The 18309-nt window shown below is 58.8% G+C and carries 15 protein-coding genes; 1 reads left to right on the top strand and 14 read right to left on the bottom strand.

Features of this window, described 5'->3' with window-relative positions; genetic code table 11:
• Nucleotides 1-13: 13 nt before the first annotated feature.
• From VF684_RS07235 to VF684_RS07300, 14 genes are all read right to left on the bottom strand, one after another.
• A complete protein-coding gene (locus VF684_RS07235; protein ID WP_376898351.1) occupies nt 14-1663 on the bottom strand; it encodes a GGDEF domain-containing protein in 1650 nt (549 codons plus the stop codon).
• Entirely contained in the window at nt 1663-2139 is a 477-nt protein-coding gene (locus tag VF684_RS07240) for a hypothetical protein (RefSeq protein WP_376898353.1), read from the bottom strand. Before VF684_RS07240 ends, VF684_RS07235 begins: the two co-directional genes overlap by 1 nt.
• Before the next feature lie 91 nt (nt 2140-2230).
• Complete coding sequence (cobB, locus tag VF684_RS07245) at nt 2231-3004, bottom strand: Sir2 family NAD+-dependent deacetylase (protein WP_005336680.1); 774 nt, start codon at nt 3002-3004, stop codon at nt 2231-2233.
• A 60-nt stretch (nt 3005-3064) separates the two neighbouring features.
• The gene (locus VF684_RS07250; RefSeq protein WP_376898355.1) at nt 3065-3706 is read right to left on the bottom strand and encodes a GNAT family N-acetyltransferase; all 642 of its coding nucleotides are present in this window, start codon (nt 3704-3706) and stop codon (nt 3065-3067) included.
• A 3-nt stretch (nt 3707-3709) separates the two neighbouring features.
• The gene (locus tag VF684_RS07255; protein WP_376898357.1) at nt 3710-4954 is read right to left on the bottom strand and encodes a response regulator; all 1245 of its coding nucleotides are present in this window, start codon (nt 4952-4954) and stop codon (nt 3710-3712) included.
• Nucleotides 4941-8930: a response regulator gene (locus VF684_RS07260; protein ID WP_376898359.1), complete on the bottom strand. Its 3990-nt coding sequence runs from the start codon at nt 8928-8930 to the stop codon at nt 4941-4943. Before VF684_RS07260 ends, VF684_RS07255 begins: the two co-directional genes overlap by 14 nt.
• A 15-nt stretch (nt 8931-8945) precedes the next feature.
• Nucleotides 8946-9242, bottom strand: coding sequence for an integration host factor subunit alpha (ihfA, locus tag VF684_RS07265; RefSeq protein ID WP_005300715.1), 297 nt, complete (start codon nt 9240-9242; stop codon nt 8946-8948).
• Between the two features lie 3 nt (nt 9243-9245).
• Complete coding sequence (pheT, locus tag VF684_RS07270) at nt 9246-11633, bottom strand: phenylalanine--tRNA ligase subunit beta (protein ID WP_376898361.1); 2388 nt, start codon at nt 11631-11633, stop codon at nt 9246-9248.
• 12 nt (nt 11634-11645) lie between these two features.
• Nucleotides 11646-12629, bottom strand: coding sequence for a phenylalanine--tRNA ligase subunit alpha (gene pheS, locus VF684_RS07275; protein ID WP_005351972.1), 984 nt, complete (start codon nt 12627-12629; stop codon nt 11646-11648).
• A gap of 379 nt (nt 12630-13008) precedes the next feature.
• Nucleotides 13009-13365, bottom strand: a complete 357-nt coding sequence (gene rplT / locus VF684_RS07280; protein ID WP_005336687.1) for a 50S ribosomal protein L20 — start codon at nt 13363-13365, stop codon at nt 13009-13011.
• A 15-nt stretch (nt 13366-13380) separates the two neighbouring features.
• Nucleotides 13381-13578, bottom strand: a complete 198-nt coding sequence (gene rpmI, locus VF684_RS07285) for a 50S ribosomal protein L35 (RefSeq protein ID WP_005336688.1) — start codon at nt 13576-13578, stop codon at nt 13381-13383.
• 86 nt (nt 13579-13664) lie between these two features.
• The gene (gene infC, locus VF684_RS07290; RefSeq protein WP_026034907.1) at nt 13665-14213 is read right to left on the bottom strand and encodes a translation initiation factor IF-3; all 549 of its coding nucleotides are present in this window, start codon (nt 14211-14213) and stop codon (nt 13665-13667) included.
• 3 nt (nt 14214-14216) lie between these two features.
• Entirely contained in the window at nt 14217-16145 is a 1929-nt protein-coding gene (gene thrS, locus VF684_RS07295) for a threonine--tRNA ligase (protein ID WP_005336690.1), read from the bottom strand.
• Nucleotides 16146-16377: 232 nt separating this feature from the next.
• Nucleotides 16378-16965 carry a tetratricopeptide repeat protein gene (locus VF684_RS07300; RefSeq protein WP_162516077.1) on the bottom strand — a complete coding sequence of 196 codons (588 nt, stop codon included), beginning with the start codon at nt 16963-16965 and terminating at the stop codon, nt 16378-16380.
• Between the two features lie 173 nt (nt 16966-17138).
• Here VF684_RS07300 and VF684_RS07305 point away from each other — a divergent pair, with 173 nt between their 5' ends.
• A complete protein-coding gene (locus tag VF684_RS07305; protein ID WP_440174043.1) occupies nt 17139-18194 on the top strand; it encodes a PA0069 family radical SAM protein in 1056 nt (351 codons plus the stop codon).
• The last annotated feature ends 115 nt before the right edge of the window (nt 18195-18309 follow it).

The raw sequence follows: 18309 nt of genomic DNA on the forward strand, positions 1-18309 counted from the left end.
CCGCTTTTTGCCCTCAGGCCAGCGACCGGGTCTCCCTGGCTGCCAGCACTTGCAGTGGCACCAGCCCCAATCGTCTGGCCAGAGGTTGCAGCAACTCGCCATCTTCATCACCCTGCGGCAACCAGTAGCGGACAGGCCAGCCGGCTGCCAGCTGCGCCGAGGTGGTACTGCCAATCTCTCTGAGTGCCAGAGTGCAACCCTGCTGGCGCAATCCCGCCAGCAAGACACCATCCGGCTGCAGCGTCGGTACCAGCAACACCAGCGGCGTGCGGGAAGCCCCCGGCAGATAGGCCAGTAAATGGGTCAGCTGGGCCTGGTTGTCGAGCGGGACCAGCAGTGCCCGACCATCGGCATACTGCGCCTCGTGCGCTTGCAGCACACGGGCCAACACGGGCCCCAGTACGCCGCACTCCTGCAGCCAGCGCATCTGACAGGGCGCCCCCTGCTCACGCCACTCAAGCGCCAATTGCCACATCTCGTTGCCCTGCCCGTCCGTCAGCGCCTGCAATGCCACTCGCAGCGGTGCTGGCTCGCGCCCCGCCAGCCACTCTCGCAGCTGATGAAGCTGCTGCTGACTCAACTGCAACTGCTGCAGCATGGCGGGCTCAAACCAGCTGATCGCCCCCTCCTGGCTACGCTTGGCCTGGTTGAGGGCCAGGATGGCCTGATCCAGCAGCCGGGCAGCATCCTGTTGTTGCGCCTTGGCGACCCCGAGCCGACAGGCAAGATCGAAGCTGCACTCCCGGGTCACGAACTCGAAATGGAGCAGATCCACCAGCTCATGAATGGCGGTTTCCAGCGCATCATTCGCCTTGGTCAGCACCACGGCAAATTCATCTCCGCCGAGCCGGTAAGCGTGGCTGCCATGGGCATGCAGCAGCTTGTTGGCCACCATCTGCAACAGCCGATCACCGACCTGATAACCCAGCAGATCATTGACCTGCTTGAAGCGCTTGAGATCAAGCACCACCAAAGCGCTCACATCATCAGCATGCAGAGCGCGAGAGAGCTGCTCCTGCAGGGCACGGCGGTTGCCCAGCTGGGTCAGGGGATCAAGCAAGGCAAGCCGACGGTTCGCCAGATTGGCGCGAATGAGGGCTGCGACCAGAGCGCCACCGGTCAGCAACAGGATCAGTTGCCAGATCTGCAGCCAGAACAGGCTGTTGCGGATCTGGCTGATCGAATGCTCTCGCTCCTGACCGGAGAGGATCTGATCCCCTATCTGTTCGATGAGACGGGTCTGGCTGGCGATCGCCTCCTGCAAACGGGCAAGCTCAGCCCCCTCGCGCAGCGCACCAGCCTCCATCTGGGGTTCGAGCTGCTTGATCTGCTCGAACAGGGTGGCCAGCACCTTGCCGAGCCCGTGCCGCTGGCGCATCTCGGCGGTCTCACTGCTGATGAGGAAGATATCGAGCCGGTTCCACAGCAGATCGTAATCGAGGCTCAGGGTCTCCATCGACAGTCTGCCAGCCCGGTAGAGCTGCAGATCGTAGAGGAAACGCTGTGATTCGAGCATCACCTGGCTGATGTTCCAGTGGACATTGCGGTAGAAGGTATCGACTAGCTGCTCCTGCCGATACTGCAGATAGAGGCTGCTGCCCGACGAGAGCAGAAACAGCAGCGACACCGCAACCAACAGCAGATTTTGGCGGGATAGCCCCATCAATTGACGATCTCGATGCGGGTCACCTGCCACACCATGCAGTTGTGAATGGCAGGCACGTCCAGCGTGGGATAGGTGGTGAACGGGATGAGCAGCCAGAGCGGCCCCTTGTTGCGCCGGGTCAGCGGTTTGCCGTCCTCCTGACGCACCAGGGTCAGCGGCACGCCGTCGAACAGGGCCAGATCCACCACCTGCTGATAGCCGTTGAGGGCCGAGACGGCGATCTTGCGAGCATCCGGGATCCCTTGCGCCGCCAGCACGGCTGACAGGGTCGGCCCGCGATAGTGGTGGGCGCCCTGAGTCCAGGGGGTAGTCGTAGTGAATTCGGTCTGTGGCAAGGCGGAGAGGGCCGCCTCATCGAGGGTCACCTGCTGGCCATCTGGCAGTACCAGGGTCATCAGGGAGATGGAGGCCGATACACTGGCACTGGCCAGCATCAGGAGAAAAAAAGCGATCCATTGCTTTACTGCGGTCATGGAAATTTGCGCCAACTGCGTCCCATTTTTTAAATGGTTGCCAGTGTGGCGATTTCACCGAACCATTGCAACTGTCCCGTCGCACAGTAGCTCAGGGACCGCGCATCTCCATCCAGTTGTGTCCCTCGACTTGCCTCGGTTGATGAATGCCACACGCCTCCAGCAACTCATCGACATAGGCGGGCACCAGCAGGGAGGCTGGGCCATAGCGCTTTTCGTCAAACTGGCTACCTACCTCGCTCGGTTCGAGATTGAGCTCGATGGTGTGTGCCCCGTTCAATCCCGCTTCATGGACAAACCCGGCGGCCGGATAGACTGCGCCAGAGGTGCCGATGGAGATAAAGAGATCGCACTGGGCCAGCGCGCTGTAGATACGATCCAGCCCGAGCGGCATTTCGCCAAACCAGACCACATGGGGACGCATCGGCTGGGGGAACTGGCAGCAGGAGCAGAGCTCGTCCTGATGGAGATCGCCGCGCCACTCGATCACCTGACCGGACTCGGGGCAGCGGGCCTTGAGCAGCTCGCCGTGCATATGGATAAGGTTCTTGCTGCCAGCGCTCTCGTGCAGATTGTCGATGTTCTGGGTGACCAGCGTCACCGAACCGGGCAGCAGTCGCTCGAGGCGGGCCAGCGCATAGTGGGCCGGATTGGGGTGAACCTGGGGCTGTTGCAGCTGTTTGCGGCGGGAGTTGTAAAAGCGCAGCACCAGTTCGGGATCCCGGGCATACCCCTCGGGGGTCGCCACATCCTCGACCTTGTGCTCTTCCCACAAACCGTCGCAGGCACGAAAAGTCTTGATGCCGGATTCGGCAGAGATCCCCGCCCCGGTCAGGATCACGATATGTTTATATGACTGCGCCATAAGCTGCTCCGTCTATCCCCGCACAATAAATGTGACCTTAGCACAGGGAAAAAAGTGTCACTATTCGCCCTTGGTCTTAAGCGGCACCGCTGGCGGCACGGGCAACCAGGCATCCAGTACCGACAGATCCAGCCTGACAAAGACCATCTCCCGCCCGGTCACCAGGGTCAGCGGCAAACCAAGGCGCTTGAGCAGGGTCAGCATGGGCCGGTTCTGGGCCAGCACTTCCGCCGTCCACTCCCGGATCCCGTCCGCTCTGGCCAGCAGTGCCAGCGCCAGCAGAATCCGCCTCCCCGCCCCCTTGTGCTGAAAGTGATCCGCTACGATGCAAGAAAACTCCGCCCGATCGGGATGAAGGCGGCGGCGGATTGATTGCGCCTGAGCCAGCGGCTCACCGGCAAGATCGGTCAGCAACAGCGAAATCTGTTGTTCGGGATGGTAATTGAGAAATTGGGCCACCTGTTCCGGTGGCGGCGTCCGTTTCGGACGCATAAAGCGCAGATAGATGCTCTCTTCACTCAATGCATCGTAAGCGGCCAGCATGCGGGCAGGCGCCACCCCATGCAGCTCGCGCAGCAAGCAAGGCACCCCGGATACCTGCATCGCCAGTGGCAGCGCGGCCCGGGAAAGCGGATGGGGCCAGCCCTCCAGTCCTTTGCCAAGGCGCTCCCGGTGCATGGGCCAGCAGAGGTAGCGCGGCATGGCTTACCAGCGCCCCGTCATACCGCGCTCTCGCCACACCTCGACGTCGAGCAGGTTGTAAGGATCATCCAGATAGACGGCGATCCCCAGCTCCCGAACCCTGGCCATAAAGCGTCCAAGCAGGGAGTCACCGGTCAAGGACTCCATCTCCGGCAAGATCCCCTGCCCCAGCAGCAAGGCTTGCAGCGGCAAACGCTCCAGCAGATCGAATGGCAGATGCTGGCTGTTATCGAGCAGCAGCGCCAGCTTGCTCCCCGCCAGACTGGCTTGCAGCACCAGCGCGAAGCGATCGGCATTGCCGAGCAGGTGGTCACGACGGTGGATCAGCAGGGTCAGTTCGGCTGGGGTGCGCGACTGCTCCGTCAGCCAATCCTTGAGCGCCTCCCAGCGGCTGGGCAAACCCGTTACCGCCAGCCAGACCGGATGAGGGGTCGCGGGACTGGAGAGCAGCCCAAGCTGACCCTGCACCTCCCCCTGCCACCGGCGGATGGAGCGGCGCTGGCCGCTCAAGCGCTGTTGACGCAGCGGGCCCAGATAGAGTCGACGTAGCAACCTGAGCAGCTCGTCGCAATCAAGCGGCTTGGCCAGCGCCGCCAGAATATTGAAACCGGCATCGTGCAGCAGGCGGCGGGCACCGTCGATCAGCGTCTGCTCATGGGCCGAAAGCAGCACAATGGGCAGCCCGGCCTCCTGCAACTGGGGCTGGTTCATCAGCAGACTGATGGCTTCTTGCTCCACCAGACTGAGATCGCACACTAGCAGGCTGATGTCGCCCGCCGACAATGCCGCAAGACAGGCCGATTCATCCTGTACCCACTGACAGGAGAGCCCCAACCCGGCGATGGTCTGTTGCAGTTGCATCCCCTGAAACGGGTGATCCTCGAGCAGCAGCACCTTGTTAGCGGCCAGCCAGTTGCACCAGTTACGGTAACTGGCGGCAAGCCCCCCCAGCCAATCCTCGCCAATAGCGTAAATTCCCTCATGCTGCTGCAACTGGGGGAAGTAGTCCGCCTGCTGATGAGCGGCGGGGTCGTAAAGTGCGATGGCGCCGGCCGCAAACAGCCCTTCCCACTGCCAGCAGGCATCCGGTCGGGTACGGTGCAGCGTGACATAGGAGGGCAATGTCATGGTGCTGGCCAACTCATGGGCGGTGCTGTCGAGGGCATAGAGCACAATGGGGCAAAATCCTGCCGCCTCATGCTCTTCCGAATCGAGCAACGCCAGTAATTCTTCATCAGTGATGATCATCTTGAGCCCTCTTTGAAAACTGCTGGCTGAACTCATCCAGTGCCCGGTTCAATCTGGCTTGCAGCATCGGATGGGGCGCCTGTTGCCACTCTTCAATGACCGCCACCAACGCGGTCGCCCCTACCATTCTGGCGGCCCCCTTCAACTTGTGTAAAGCAGCATTCACGCCAACTTCATCTTCTTCTGTGCTGCAGCGCTCAAGTTCGGCCAAATCATCACGGGTAGCCTTCAGATAAAGGGCGGCCAGTTCATCGGTCAGCAGCGAGGCAACCGGTGTCGGGGCGACAACATTGCTCCCCTCTTTGGCAATATGGCGCAGCAAGGTCGCCAGCTCCTTGAGAGCGACCGGCTTGTCCAGATGGCCATCGCAACCGCAGGATTGCAGCTCCCTTGCCGCCTGATCACTGAGATCTGCGGTGATCACATAGACCGGCAGACGGGCCCAACGGGCGGATTGGCGCAATTGCCTGCACAGCTCGGCCCCGTTCATCACCGGCATCTGCAGATCGGTCAGCACAAAATCCACCTCTTGCTGCGCCAACATCTCCAGCGCTAGCTGCCCGTTGGCGGCAGTGATAACGCTGGCACCAAGTTGCCCCAGTTGCAGGCTGATCAGCTCGCGATTGACATCGTGATCTTCAACCAGCAGTACCCGCATGCCGAGCCCGGGCTGGGTGCCGGCCACCGGTTGATCCGGGGTCAGCCGTGGCTGCAGCAGGGTGATGATGGTCCCGGGTACCCAGGACTCCCCTTGCCAGGCCCAATAGTAGAGCCCCTTCTCGTCCACCTCCGCTTGCAGCGTATCAACGGCGTTGCTGACGGTGGCGATCCCCAATCGACTAAGCCAGGGCGACAGCGCTTGCGCCTCATCGTGGGGTAAAGAGAGTGCCAGCTGCCGCACATTGGGCAGCCAGTCCGGCTCCTGCTGCACACGCTTCAGCGGCAACTCGCAGTAGAAGCGGCTACCGCCACCAACACGCCCCTCGACATCGATAAGCCCCCCCATCTGCTCGATCAGCTGCTTGCAGATCGCCAGACCAAGACCTGTGCCCGGCGCCCGCAGCTGTCCTTCAACGGCAAACTGCTCGAACGGCATAAAGAGCGTGGTGCGCATCTTGGCGGTGATCCCCGGTCCCTGATCATCCACACCAAAGCGCAAGGTCGATGCGACCACCTCGGCCCACAGCACCACTTCCCCACGCAGGCTGAACTTGATGGCATTGGAGAGCAGGTTGTGGAGCACTTGCCGTACCCGGTGAGGGTCGAGGGTCTGCAGGGCAGGCAGAGCTGGATCCAACTTAAGGCGCAGTTGCAATCCCTTGGCCCGCGCCTTGGTCCAGTGCACTGCCGCCACGTGCTCGCACAGCTCGGTGAAATCGGTGGGTTGGGGCGAGAGGGAGAGTTTGCTGTTCTCGTTGCGGCTAAAGTCGAGCACATCGTTGAGCAGGCCGAGCAGCTCATCCCCCGCCTGACGCACCCGCGCCAGCGCCGAATCCTGCTCTCTGGACAAAGGGGTGCTGGCCAGCCACTCCAGCAAGCCGAGCATGGCGTTCATCGGCGTGCGGATCTCGTGGCTGATGGCGGCCAAAAAGCGCCCCTTGGCCAGAACTGCCTGTTGCGCCTGCTCATGGGAGTGCTGCAGTGCTTGATCCTGCTCGACCCGGGCAGTGGCATCCTGCATCACCGCATAAATTCGCCAACCCTGCGGTTGACTGCGACCACGGCCATAGAGCTGCAACCAGCGCAGACCCTTGGTCGGATGGTGGTAGCGCATGGTGAATGCAAAGGGTTTGCCAGCCTGCAACATGGCGAACATCTCACGGCTTACCCGACGGCGATCCTCGCGCTCCAGCATAATGAGCACCCGTTTGGGCTCACGACGGATCTGCTGACTCGCCAGCCCCAGCAGCTCGTAACAGCCGCGGCTGATAAACTCGATCCCCCCTACCCGTCCCCGCTCGAACATAAACTGCAGCACCACGCCGGGAACGGTGTTGGTCAGGGCGCGCAGGCGGCGCTCTGCCTGACGCAGAAAACGGGCCTGCTCACGCAACACACTGATATCCGACAGGGCGATAAGATCGGTTGCGGGAGCCTGCTTGTCCAGTCGCAGCGGATGTTGGGCATAGGCGAAGACCTGATCCCCCAGCACCAGCTCCCCTTCACTCTTCTGGGGCTGTACCGGTGGCAACATCAACTGCTGCGAATAGCGCAGGGCCAGACGTCGCCCCTGTTTATTGGATTTGATCACCTTGCCCTGGCTATTGCGCAGATAGACGGGCACCGGCAACGCCTGAAACATGGTTTCCCGCAGCTCGCTCTCGATGGCCAGCGCCTTCTCGGCGGCGTGACGCTGGGCCACCTCCCGTGCCAGTTGCTGACGAGAGCGCCAGATCCCGCCGATGACGATACCGCTGATCAGCAGTGCCATGGCGATGGAGCCAAACCAGGCGGCGTAGCTCACGCCGGGCTGCTGCACGACGAGCAAGCGGCGCCAGCGCTGGTTAAGTTCGTCAATCTGGGTGCTGGTCAGCGCCATCAGGTTGCGATCCATCACCCCGGCCAGTTCGGTCTGACTCTTGTTGATGGCAAAGCCAAGACTGAAGCGATCTTCCAGCTCCTCGATATCGAGCCCTTCCAGCAAGTTGGTACGCTGGGGATATTGCAGCTGATATAGCTCGCTCAGCATGGCGTCAGCCTTGCCCTGTTTGATCGCGGCAAGCCCCTGCTCGAGGCCGTCGGTGCGAAGCCACTCCTGATCACCGAGCAGGGCGAGCAAGGAGGGATCGTAGAGGGACTCCGGCACCAGAATACGCTGCCGCTTGAGTTGGGTGATGCGATCGGCAGCCAGCTTGCGCTTGCTGATCAAGGCAAATCGGTTGGTGGAGATCGTCCGACTGAAAATGAACTGATCCGTCAATGCCGGAGATTCCGGCAAGCCGGCCATCATATCCGCCTCACCACGGCGCAGCTTTTCTACGGCCTCCGCCTTGCTAGCGGCAGGCACCAGCTTGTATTTCAGGCCGGTCTCCTGGGTGACCCAGCGCAGCACATCCGCGCTCCACCCTTTCGCCTCCCCCAGATCATTGACGCCGCTATAGGGCATCAACTCGGGATTGACCACCAGGCGAATGGTGCGCCCGCGGCCGGATAACCAGGCCTGCTCGGTATCGCTGAAGTGGGGCTGGTTGACATAGAGCGACCCCTGATCGAGATAGCGAGCCAGATCGGTATAGATAGTACCGGCGGGCATATGACGGATCAGGGTGTCCACCAGATTGGCCAACTCAGGCTGATCGCGCATCATCAGGCGATAGCTGATGATCCGATCCTCACCAAACAGGCGGCGCAGGCGCAACCCATCGGCAGGAAACTCGCGCATCAGATAGCGCAGTTGCAGATAGTCCCCCAGATAGGCATCACCCTTTCCACTCTGCAGCGCGTCGTAGACCTTCTCTCCGCTTTTTAGGGAAATAATGCGTGCCTGGGGATAGAGCTCGTGCAGCAGGCGGGCAGAGTCTGCCACCGAGTAGACCAGAAAGCGGGCCTGTTTGAGATTTTCACCCTTGTAGAGGATGGCGGCATCGGTCTCCATCATCGGACGACTTAACCGCATGCCCTCCACGGCCTTCTTGCGGGTTCCGACATAGGGAATGATGTCGCAGTCACCCTCTGCGAGCCCGTTGCGCAATGTCTGCCAATCGGGCAACTCTTTGAGCACCAGCGGAACCGGGAACAGCTCCTGCAACCGGGCGAGACGATCCTTGAGCAGACCCCCCTCGGCCATCAGGTATGGTGGAGGAAGCGTCGCAGGATAGCAGAGCGAAAGCTGACTCAGTGAATTTACATAAGCTTGGGTCGCCGGCGCCAACGGCAGCACTGTGGTCTGCAAAGGCTTGGCGTGCAATGGCAGTGCCAGTACGGCACCCAGAAGAAAAACGGGGAATTTGGTCATCTGAAAACAAAAGCCAGGCATCTGCCTGGCTTTTTATCACTCGTTGGGTTCAACATTTTCTACCCTGGCCTTGAGCTTCTGGCCAGGCCGGAAGGTCACCACGCGGCGGGCGCTGATAGGAATATCCTCGCCCGTCTTTGGGTTGCGTCCGGGACGCTGATTCTTCTCACGAAGGTCAAAGTTACCGAAGCCTGAAATCTTGACTTGTTCACCACGCTCAAGCGCCTGTCGGATTTCCTCAAAGAAGGCTTCCACCATATCTTTGGCTTCACGCTTGCTCATCCCGAGCTGGGTGAACAGGTGCTCTGCAATGTCGGCTTTGGTAAGCGCCATAGATCAATCCCTCAAGGATGCATTCAACTCTTCACCAAGGGCCCGCACGACATTGTCTACGGTCTCGGCAATCTCTTTCTCCTCCAGGGTGCGCTGTGTGTCTTGCAATACAAGACTGATGGCCAGGCTCTTCTTGTCCTCTGCCATACCAGCACCCTGGTATACGTCAAACAAGTTTATTCCAACTACCTGATTTCCGCCAACTTTTTTAATTACCGCAAGCACATCACCTGCCAGAACCTGACGATCGACCACGACGGCGATGTCGCGACGGTTCGCCGGGAACTTGGAAACTTCGGCTGCCACAGGCACCTTGGCCGGGGTCAGCTTGTCCAGCTCCAGCTCAAACATCACCGCGCGGCTCTTGAGGCCCAGCTTCTTCTCGAGGCTCGGGTGGATCACGCCGATGTGGCCGATGATCTCGCCATTGCGCAGGATGACTGCGCTCTGGCCCGGGTGCAGGGCGCTGTGCTCGGTGCGCTCGAAGGTAAAGGTGGCCCCTTCGGCGGTCAAGTCAAGCACCGCTTCCAGATCCCCTTTCAAATCAAAGAAGTCGGCTGCGCGGGTTTTGATATCCCAGTGCTCGTCGCTCTGGTTGCCAGTGATGATACCGGCCAGCATCGGCTCCTGACGGATGCCGTTCTCGGCGCTTTCATCCTTGATGAAACGCAGACCCTGCTCGAACAGACGCACGCGCGGCTGCTGACGGTTCTGGTTGTAAACAACAGCCTGCACCAAACCAGGGAACAGAGAGACGCGCATGGCGGACATTTCGGCCGAGATCGGGTTCGGCAGTACGATGGCATCGCTCTGCGGGAACAGGGTTTGCTGGGTCTTGGGATCAACGAAGCTGTAGGTGATCGCTTCCTGGAAACCGCGGTCAACCAGCAGGTCGCGCACGCGCTTCAGGGTCACCTGCCCTTCTGCCTGCTCCACCATCGCCAAGGAGGCAGCGGGTTTCAGGTTCGGGATGTTGTTGTAGCCGTAGATGCGAGCCACTTCCTCGATGAGGTCTTCCTCGATGACGATATCGAAACGCCAGGAGGGTGCCAACGCAGTCCAACCGTCAGCATCGACAGTGACTTGCATGCCGAGGCGGGTCAGGATCTCGACCACCTGAGCATCCGCCACGCTGATACCGATCACCTTGTCGAGCTTGGTCCGACGCAGCTTGATGGGTGCCGCTTTCGGCAGATGGGCATCGGATTTGACCTCGATGACCGGACCCGCTTCGCCGCCGCAGATATCCAGCAGCAGGCGAGTTGCACGGTCCATCACCTTGGCTTGCAGCTCGGGATCCACCCCGCGCTCGAAGCGATGGGATGAGTCGGTGTGCAGACCGTAAGTACGGGCACGGCCGGTGATGGAGAGCGGCGCGAAGAAGGCACACTCCAGCAAAATGTCGGTGGTGGTCTCGGATACACCGGTGCGGTTGCCACCGAAGATACCGGCCATGCAGGCAGGACCTTTGGCATCGGCAATCACCAAGGTGGTCTCTTTGAGCTTCACTTCGTTGCCGTCGAGCAGGGTCATCGGCTCATCGGCTTGGGCACGACGCACCACCAGTTCCCCTTCCAGGGTAGCCAGATCGAAGGCGTGCATCGGCTGACCGTATTCCAGCAGCAGGTAGTTGGTGATGTCGACAATCGCGTCGATGGAACGAATGCCGCCACGACGCAGCTTCTCTTGCATCCAGAGCGGGCTCTGGGCCTGCAAGTTCAGCCCCTTGATGACACGCCCCAGATAACGGGGGCAATCGGCGGTTGCTTCAACCCGGATCGGGAAAGTTGCATCAATGGTGGCAACAGCAGGTGCCCAGGTCGGCTCGACCACGTCCACGCTGTTGAGCACGCCAATTTCACGAGCCAGACCGGCGATACCGAGGCAATCGGCACGGTTCGGAGTCAGATCCACGTCGATGGAGACGTCGTTCAGATTGAGGTAGTCACGAATATCGGTACCAATGGGGGCATCGGCTGGCAGCTCGATGATGCCATCGGCTTCAACGTCGATACCCAGCTCACTGAAAGAGCAGAGCATGCCGTGGGACGGCTGGCCACGCAGCTTGGCTTTCTTGATGGTGAAATCACCCGGCAGGGTCGCCCCTACTTTGGCCACACACACTTTCAGGCCCTGACGGCAGTTCGGCGCGCCGCAGACGATGTCCAGCAGCTCGGCTTCACCCACGTTGACCTTGGTCACCCGCAGTTTGTCGGCGTCAGGATGCTGGGCACACTCGACCACTTCACCCACTACCACATTGTTGAACTGGCCGGCAACCGCTTCCACGGCGTCCACTTCCAGACCGGCCATGGTGATCTGCTCGGCCAGCGCGTTGTCACTCAACTCGGTGCGGACCCAATCCATCACCCAGGATTTACTGAATTTCATGTTCTCTCGCCCTTACTTGAACTGCTTGAGGAAGCGCAGGTCGTTTTCGAAGAAGGCACGCAGGTCGTTGACCCCGTAACGCAGCATGGTCAGGCGCTCAACGCCCATGCCGAAGGCAAAGCCGGAGTATTTTTCCGGATCGATGCCGACCGAACGCAGTACGTTCGGGTGCACCATGCCGCAGCCCAGCACTTCCAGCCACTTGCCATTCTTGCCCATCACATCTACTTCAGCGCTCGGCTCGGTGAACGGGAAATAGGAAGGACGGAAGCGAATGGTCAGGTCTTCCTCGAAGTAGTTGCGCAGAAAGTCGTGCAGAATGCCCTTCAACTCGGTAAAGCTGGCATGCTCGTCAACCAGCAGACCTTCAACCTGATGGAACATCGGGGTGTGGGTCATGTCGTAGTCGTTACGATAGACGCGGCCCGGTGCAATGATGCGGATCGGCGGCTGTTGCTGCTGCATGGTGCGGATCTGCACACCGGAGGTGTGGGTACGCAGCATCAGATCAGGATTGAAGTAGAAGGTATCGTGATCGGTACGCGCCGGATGGTGAGCCGGAATATTCAGCGCATCGAAGTTGTGGAAGCCATCTTCAATCTCGGGACCACGGGCCACCTTGAAGCCCATCTCGCCAAACAGGCGCTCGATGCGCTCGATGGTGCGGGTTACCGGGTGCAGACCGCCATTCTCGATCCGGCGGCCCGGCAGGCTGACGTCGATGGTCTCTGCGGCCAGCTTCTGGTTCAGCACGGCGACTTCGAGTGCTTCACGACGCTCGTTCAGGGCATCCTGAACCTGCTGTTTGGCCTGGTTGATCACGGCGCCCGCGGCGGGACGCTCTTCGGCAGACAAGGCACCCAGGCCCTTCATCTGCTCGGTAAAAAAGCCCTTTTTACCCAGATATTTGACCCGGATTTCGTCGAGGGTAGCGATGTCGCTTACGCCCTCAATTTCGGCTCTGGCTTGGCCGACTACTTCTTCAAGCTGTTGCATGTCTTCCTCGTCACCACTCCCGGTACAGGAGCCTTTAGGCTAAATAAGGTCAAGAGGGGAATAATACAAAAAAAGCCCCTTCGCTGACCATAGTTAAGGTGGGCTTTTCTCCCTACAAATCATTTTGTTATATCAATCGAGTCTCATCGGTTCATCGCTATTCCTGAAATATTAGAACAAACATCTAGTTTGTTGGCATATGAAGCATTTGTAGAACAGGTCATCTCGCACATATCGCCTTGTGTGGAGAAAACTGTAGCGCGTGTAAAACAGTGGACAGAATATGGATAGGATAAAGGGAAAAGTAATGTAAAACCGCAAATGACAGATACAAAAAAGGAGGCCTGAGCCTCCTTTTAGCGTTTATAACAGAACTGGATTAAACCAGAGCTGCTTTAGCTTTTTCAACCAGGGCGGTGAAAGCCATTTTGTCGTGAACGGCGATATCGGACAGGATCTTGCGATCGATCTCGATAGAAGCCTTCTTCAGACCGTTGATCAGACGGCTGTAGGACAGACCGTTCTGACGGGCTGCAGCGTTGATACGCGCAATCCACAGCTGACGGAACTGACGCTTTTTCTGGCGACGGTCACGGTAGGCATACTGACCAGCTTTGGTTACCGCTTGTACCGCTACGCGGTAAACACGGGAACGGGCGCCGTAGTAACCTTTGGCGGCTTTCATTACTTTCTTGTGACGAGCTCGAGCAGTCACACCACGTTTAACTCTTGGCATTTTTCACATCCCCCCTTATGCGTACGGCAGACAAGCGACAACACGTTTGTGGTCGGCAGCAGAAACCATGAATTTCGGTCCCAGCTGACGCTTACGCTTGCTGCTCTTCTTGGTCAGGATGTGACGCAGGTGGTTGTGCTTGCACTTGAAGCGACCCGAGCCAGTCTTTTTGAAGCGCTTTGCAGCACCCCGGTTGGTTTTCATCTTCGGCATTTCATACTCCGCATTGTGAGTGACAACAAAATCGCAAGGCGAACCGACTTATGGGGCTTGCCCCATGAGTCAATTTCTTGTGGGCCTTAAGATTTCTTCTTAGGTGCGAGAACCATCACAGCTTGACGGCCTTCGACTTTCGGGAACGACTCGACTACGGCCAACTCTTCCAGATCGTTCTTGACGCGCTCCAGAACCTTGATACCAAGATCCTGGTGGGCCATTTCACGACCACGGAAGCGCAGGGTGACCTTAGCCTTGTCCCCGTCTTCCAGAAAGCGAACCAGGTTGCGTAGTTTTACCTGATAGTCGCCTTCGTCAGTGCCAGGACGGAATTTGATTTCCTTGACCTGGACGACTTTCTGCTTTTTCTTCTGTTCTTTGGTTGTTTTGCTCTTTTCGTAGAGGAATTTGCCGTAATCCATGATCCGGCAAACGGGCGGCTCAGCATTTGGACTGATCTCTACCAGATCAACTCCGGCCTCTGCGGCCAAGTTCAGAGCATCCTGAATGGAGGTGATGCCAATGGCTTCACCATCCAGACCAGTCAGACGAACTTCTTTCAGACGGATCTCTTCATTGATCCGGTGAGCGCGGGCTTGCGGTTGCTTGCCCAGTTTTTTTCCGCCTTTTATAGCTTATTCCTCCACTTTCTTTTGTCCGCGGGTCTGAACTTCCTGGGTTAACAGAGCGATAAACTCTTCAACAGGATAAGTGCCCAGGTCAGCCCCTTTACGAGTCCGTACTGCAATCTTACCGGCTTCAACTTCTTTATCGCCGCAGACCAGCATGAAAGGTACTCGCTTCAAAGTATGCTCGCGGATTTTAAAGCCAATCTTCTCATTTCTCAAGTCCGCTTTTGCGCGAAGGCCCGCATCATTCAATGCTTTGGCTACTTTCACCGCATAATCGGCCTGATTGTCCGTGATATTCATGACCACAGCCTGAGTCGGTGCCAACCAGGTCGGGAACAGACCGGCGTACTCTTCAGTCAGGATACCGATGAAGCGCTCGATAGAACCCAGGATGGCCCGGTGGATCATCACGGGTACGTGGCGATCGTTATTTTCGCCCACATAAGTGGCACCCAGACGACCAGGCAGGGCAAAGTCGAGCTGCACGGTACCACATTGCCACGCACGATCAAGGCAATCGTGCAGGGTAAATTCAATTTTGGGACCGTAGAACGCCCCTTCACCCGGCTGCAGATCGTACTTCAGACCGTTGAGTTCCAGCGCTTCGGCCAGGGCTTTCTCGGCACGATCCCACATCTCGTCGGAGCCGATACGCTGCTCGGGACGAGTGGAGAGCTTGACCACGATGTTCTCGAAGCCAAAGGTACCGTAAACGTCATAGACCATACGAATACAGCCGGAGACCTCTTCCATGATCTGCTCTTCGGTACAGAAGATGTGAGCGTCATCCTGAGTGAAGCCGCGCACCCGCATCAGACCGTGCAGGGAACCGGACGGCTCGTTGCGGTGGCAGGAACCAAACTCGGCCATACGCAGCGGCAGATCGCGGTAGGACTTCAGACCCTGGTTGAAGATCTGGACGTGACCCGGGCAGTTCATCGGCTTGATGGCGTACTCGCGGTTTTCAGACTGGGTGGTGAACATGGCCTGGGCATACTTCTCCCAGTGACCTGAACGCTCCCACAGGACGCGGTCCATCATGAACGGACCTTTCACTTCCTGATAGTCGTACTCTTTGAGCTTGCCGCGGATAAAGGTTTCCAGCTCACGGAAGATGGTCCAGCCATCGTTGTGCCAGAACACCATACCGGGTGCTTCTTCCTGCATGTGATACAGGTCGAGCTGCTTGCCGATCTTGCGGTGGTCGCGCTTGGCGGCCTCTTCCAGACGCTGCAGATAGGCCTTGAGCTGCTTCTTGTCAGCCCAAGCGGTACCGTAAATACGCTGCAGCATCTTGTTGTTGGAGTCGCCACGCCAGTAGGCGCCGGACATCTTCAGCAGTTTGAAGTGGTGGCAGTGACGCATGTTGGGCACGTGCGGGCCGCGACACATGTCGATGTACTCTTCGTGATGATAGAGACCAGGCTGGTCATCACGGGCAATGTTCTGATCCAGGATTTCGACTTTGTAAGACTCGCCGCGCGCCTCGAATACATCGCGCGCTTCTTGCCAGGAGACTTTCTTCTTGATGACGTCGTAATCTTTGGCTACCAGCGCCAGCATGCGCTCTTCCAGGGCAGCCAGATCTTCATCGGTCAGGGTACGGTCAAGATCAACGTCATAGTAGAAGCCGTTATCGATGACAGGACCGATGGCCATCTTGGTCTGGGGCCAGAGTTGCTTGATAGCATGACCCAGCAAGTGGGCGCAGGAGTGGCGCAGGATGTCCAGACCTTCTTCGTCTTTGGCGGTGATGATGGCCAGCGCAGCATCGGCTTCGATCAGCTCGCACGCATCTACCAGTTCACCGTTTACCCGACCGGCAATGCACGCCTTGGCGAGACCGGGACCGATGTCCGCAGCCACATCCATGACGGAAACAGAGTGGGCAAATTGACGTTGGCTGCCGTCAGGCAGAGTAATGATTGGCATTATGTGTTTCCTTATACAGTGGTGACCCCTACCAAAGGTCACATGCGGGATGGAAAAGAGATTCAAAAAGGTGATGTTTTGGTTCTCCACAGCACTTTGCGAAGACGGCCTGACACGTAAACCACATGTCTAACGTGACAAACCAAGCCAAAACGGCCCCATGCTACCAGAAGTCGGGCCTGCTGTATCGGATTTGCAGATATTTTCTACAGTCAAATGAGTCGCCTGCCGACTATTCACCAAGCAGGGGTTGCCAGTTGAAGTTAAAGGTACTACTCCCCTCCTCGCCCAGCGCCAGCTCTTGCAGCACCTGAAGCGCCAGCTTGTTGCCCTTTTGCGCCGCCTGATAGAGCCACTGTTTCGCCTGAGGCAAATCGACTCTGCCGCTCGCCCCCATCAGATGAAGCACACCGACTTTCAGCATGGCAGGTACATCACCGTTGCGGGCGGCCTGCTCCATCCAGTGAAAGGCTTCTCGCAGATCCCGCTTTACCCCGACACCGCGCAGATAGAGCTCTGCCAGCCGATATTGACCAAAAGCATCCCCCGCCAGCGCCGACTGGCGATAGAGCGTGATGGCCTGATGGATATCCTGCTCGCTCCCCTGCCCCACTTCATGGCTCCAGCCCATCAAGGCTTGCGCCCGAGGTTGGCCTTGATCGGCCAGTGGCGACCAGATCCGGGTCGCCTCATCGAAATGACCGGTACGCCAGGCACGGTTGGCAGCAGCCATCTCCTGCTCGGTGGAGAGCGGAAGCAGACGCCAGATAACCAGCGCAAACAGACCGATAAACAGCCAGCGGGAAGTGGTGGGGCTCATGATGATTTCCGTGATCCAGTTCTCATTTCGTCTATGTAAACGAAATGTAGCGTTGCGATCAAGCAAGAGATCCCTGCGACAACCCTTTTTGCACCCGGTCGATCAGCAGTTGTTGTCATTTATCCGGGGTACCTGCAAAATAACTGTATGTATAAACAGTGTAGATGCACACCATGGCAGGACGAGGCAGCCCCCACAATATAGATCACCGTTTTAGCGGCCCCCTTGTCGAAGCGGTCGATGATGGCTGGCAATCGTCCGATTGGGATGCCGCTTTCACTTCTTCTGTGCCTGGCACCGAGGTGCGGGAGATCGATGCACGCAGCATCATCAGCTACAACAGCTCGCCGGATGTCCCCTTTGGTCGCTCCATCAACCCCTATCAGGGGTGCGAACACGGCTGCATCTACTGCTATGCCAGACCCAGCCATGCCTATCTGGAGCTCTCCCCCGGTCTCGATTTCGAGAGCAAGCTGTTTGCCAAACGCAATGCAGCCGACCTGCTGCGCCGGGAGTTTGCCAAACCTGCCTATCAGCCACAGACCATCTTCATTGGCGCCAATACCGACCCCTATCAACCCATCGAGCAGCGCTATCGCCTCACCCGGCAGTTGCTGGAAGTGATGCTGGCCCACCGCCATCCGGTCGGGCTCATTACCAAGAGCGCCATGATCTTGCGCGACCTCGATCTGTTGACCGAGCTGGCCAGAGAGGGACTGTGTCAGGTGATGGTGTCGGTGGCGACCTTGAACGAAACCCTGCGCCGACAGCTGGAGCCCCGCGCCAGCACGGGTGCAGGCCGCTTGAAAGTGATCGAGAAGCTGGCCAACGCTGGCGTGCAGGTGGGGATACTGGCCGCACCCATGATCCCGCGGCTCAATGAACCGGAGCTGGAGCAGATCATCAAATCGGCTGCCGAGGCTGGCGCCAGTTGCGCCGATTACATCCTGCTGCGCCTGCCCCACGAGCTGGCGCCGCTATTTGATGACTGGCTCGATACCCACTATCCGGGCCAGAAGGAGGCTATTTTGAATCAGTTGCGAGCCAGCCGCGGTGGCGGGCTCAACAGTACCGCCTTCGGTACCCGCATGCGCGGTGAGGGGCACTTTGCCGATCTGCTGGCCCAGCGCTTTCGCCTCATCAGCAAGCGCCTTGATCTGGGCAAACGCCATATTCAGCTCAGGCTGGATGGGTTTATCCGCCCCGGGGAGCAGCTGTCGCTCTTCTAATCCCCCTGCTCACTCCCTTCACACATCAGGCGTGCCAAGAGGTTGAGAGGAAGGCCTGCCGCAACACATTCTGTGGAAACCCCGCTTTTCAGAATTTTCCAACGAAGTAGCCATG

This window comes from Aeromonas sp. Lyrl_2 (assembly GCF_051948815.1).
GTDB classification, from domain to species: Bacteria; Pseudomonadota; Gammaproteobacteria; order Enterobacterales; family Aeromonadaceae; genus Aeromonas; species Aeromonas veronii.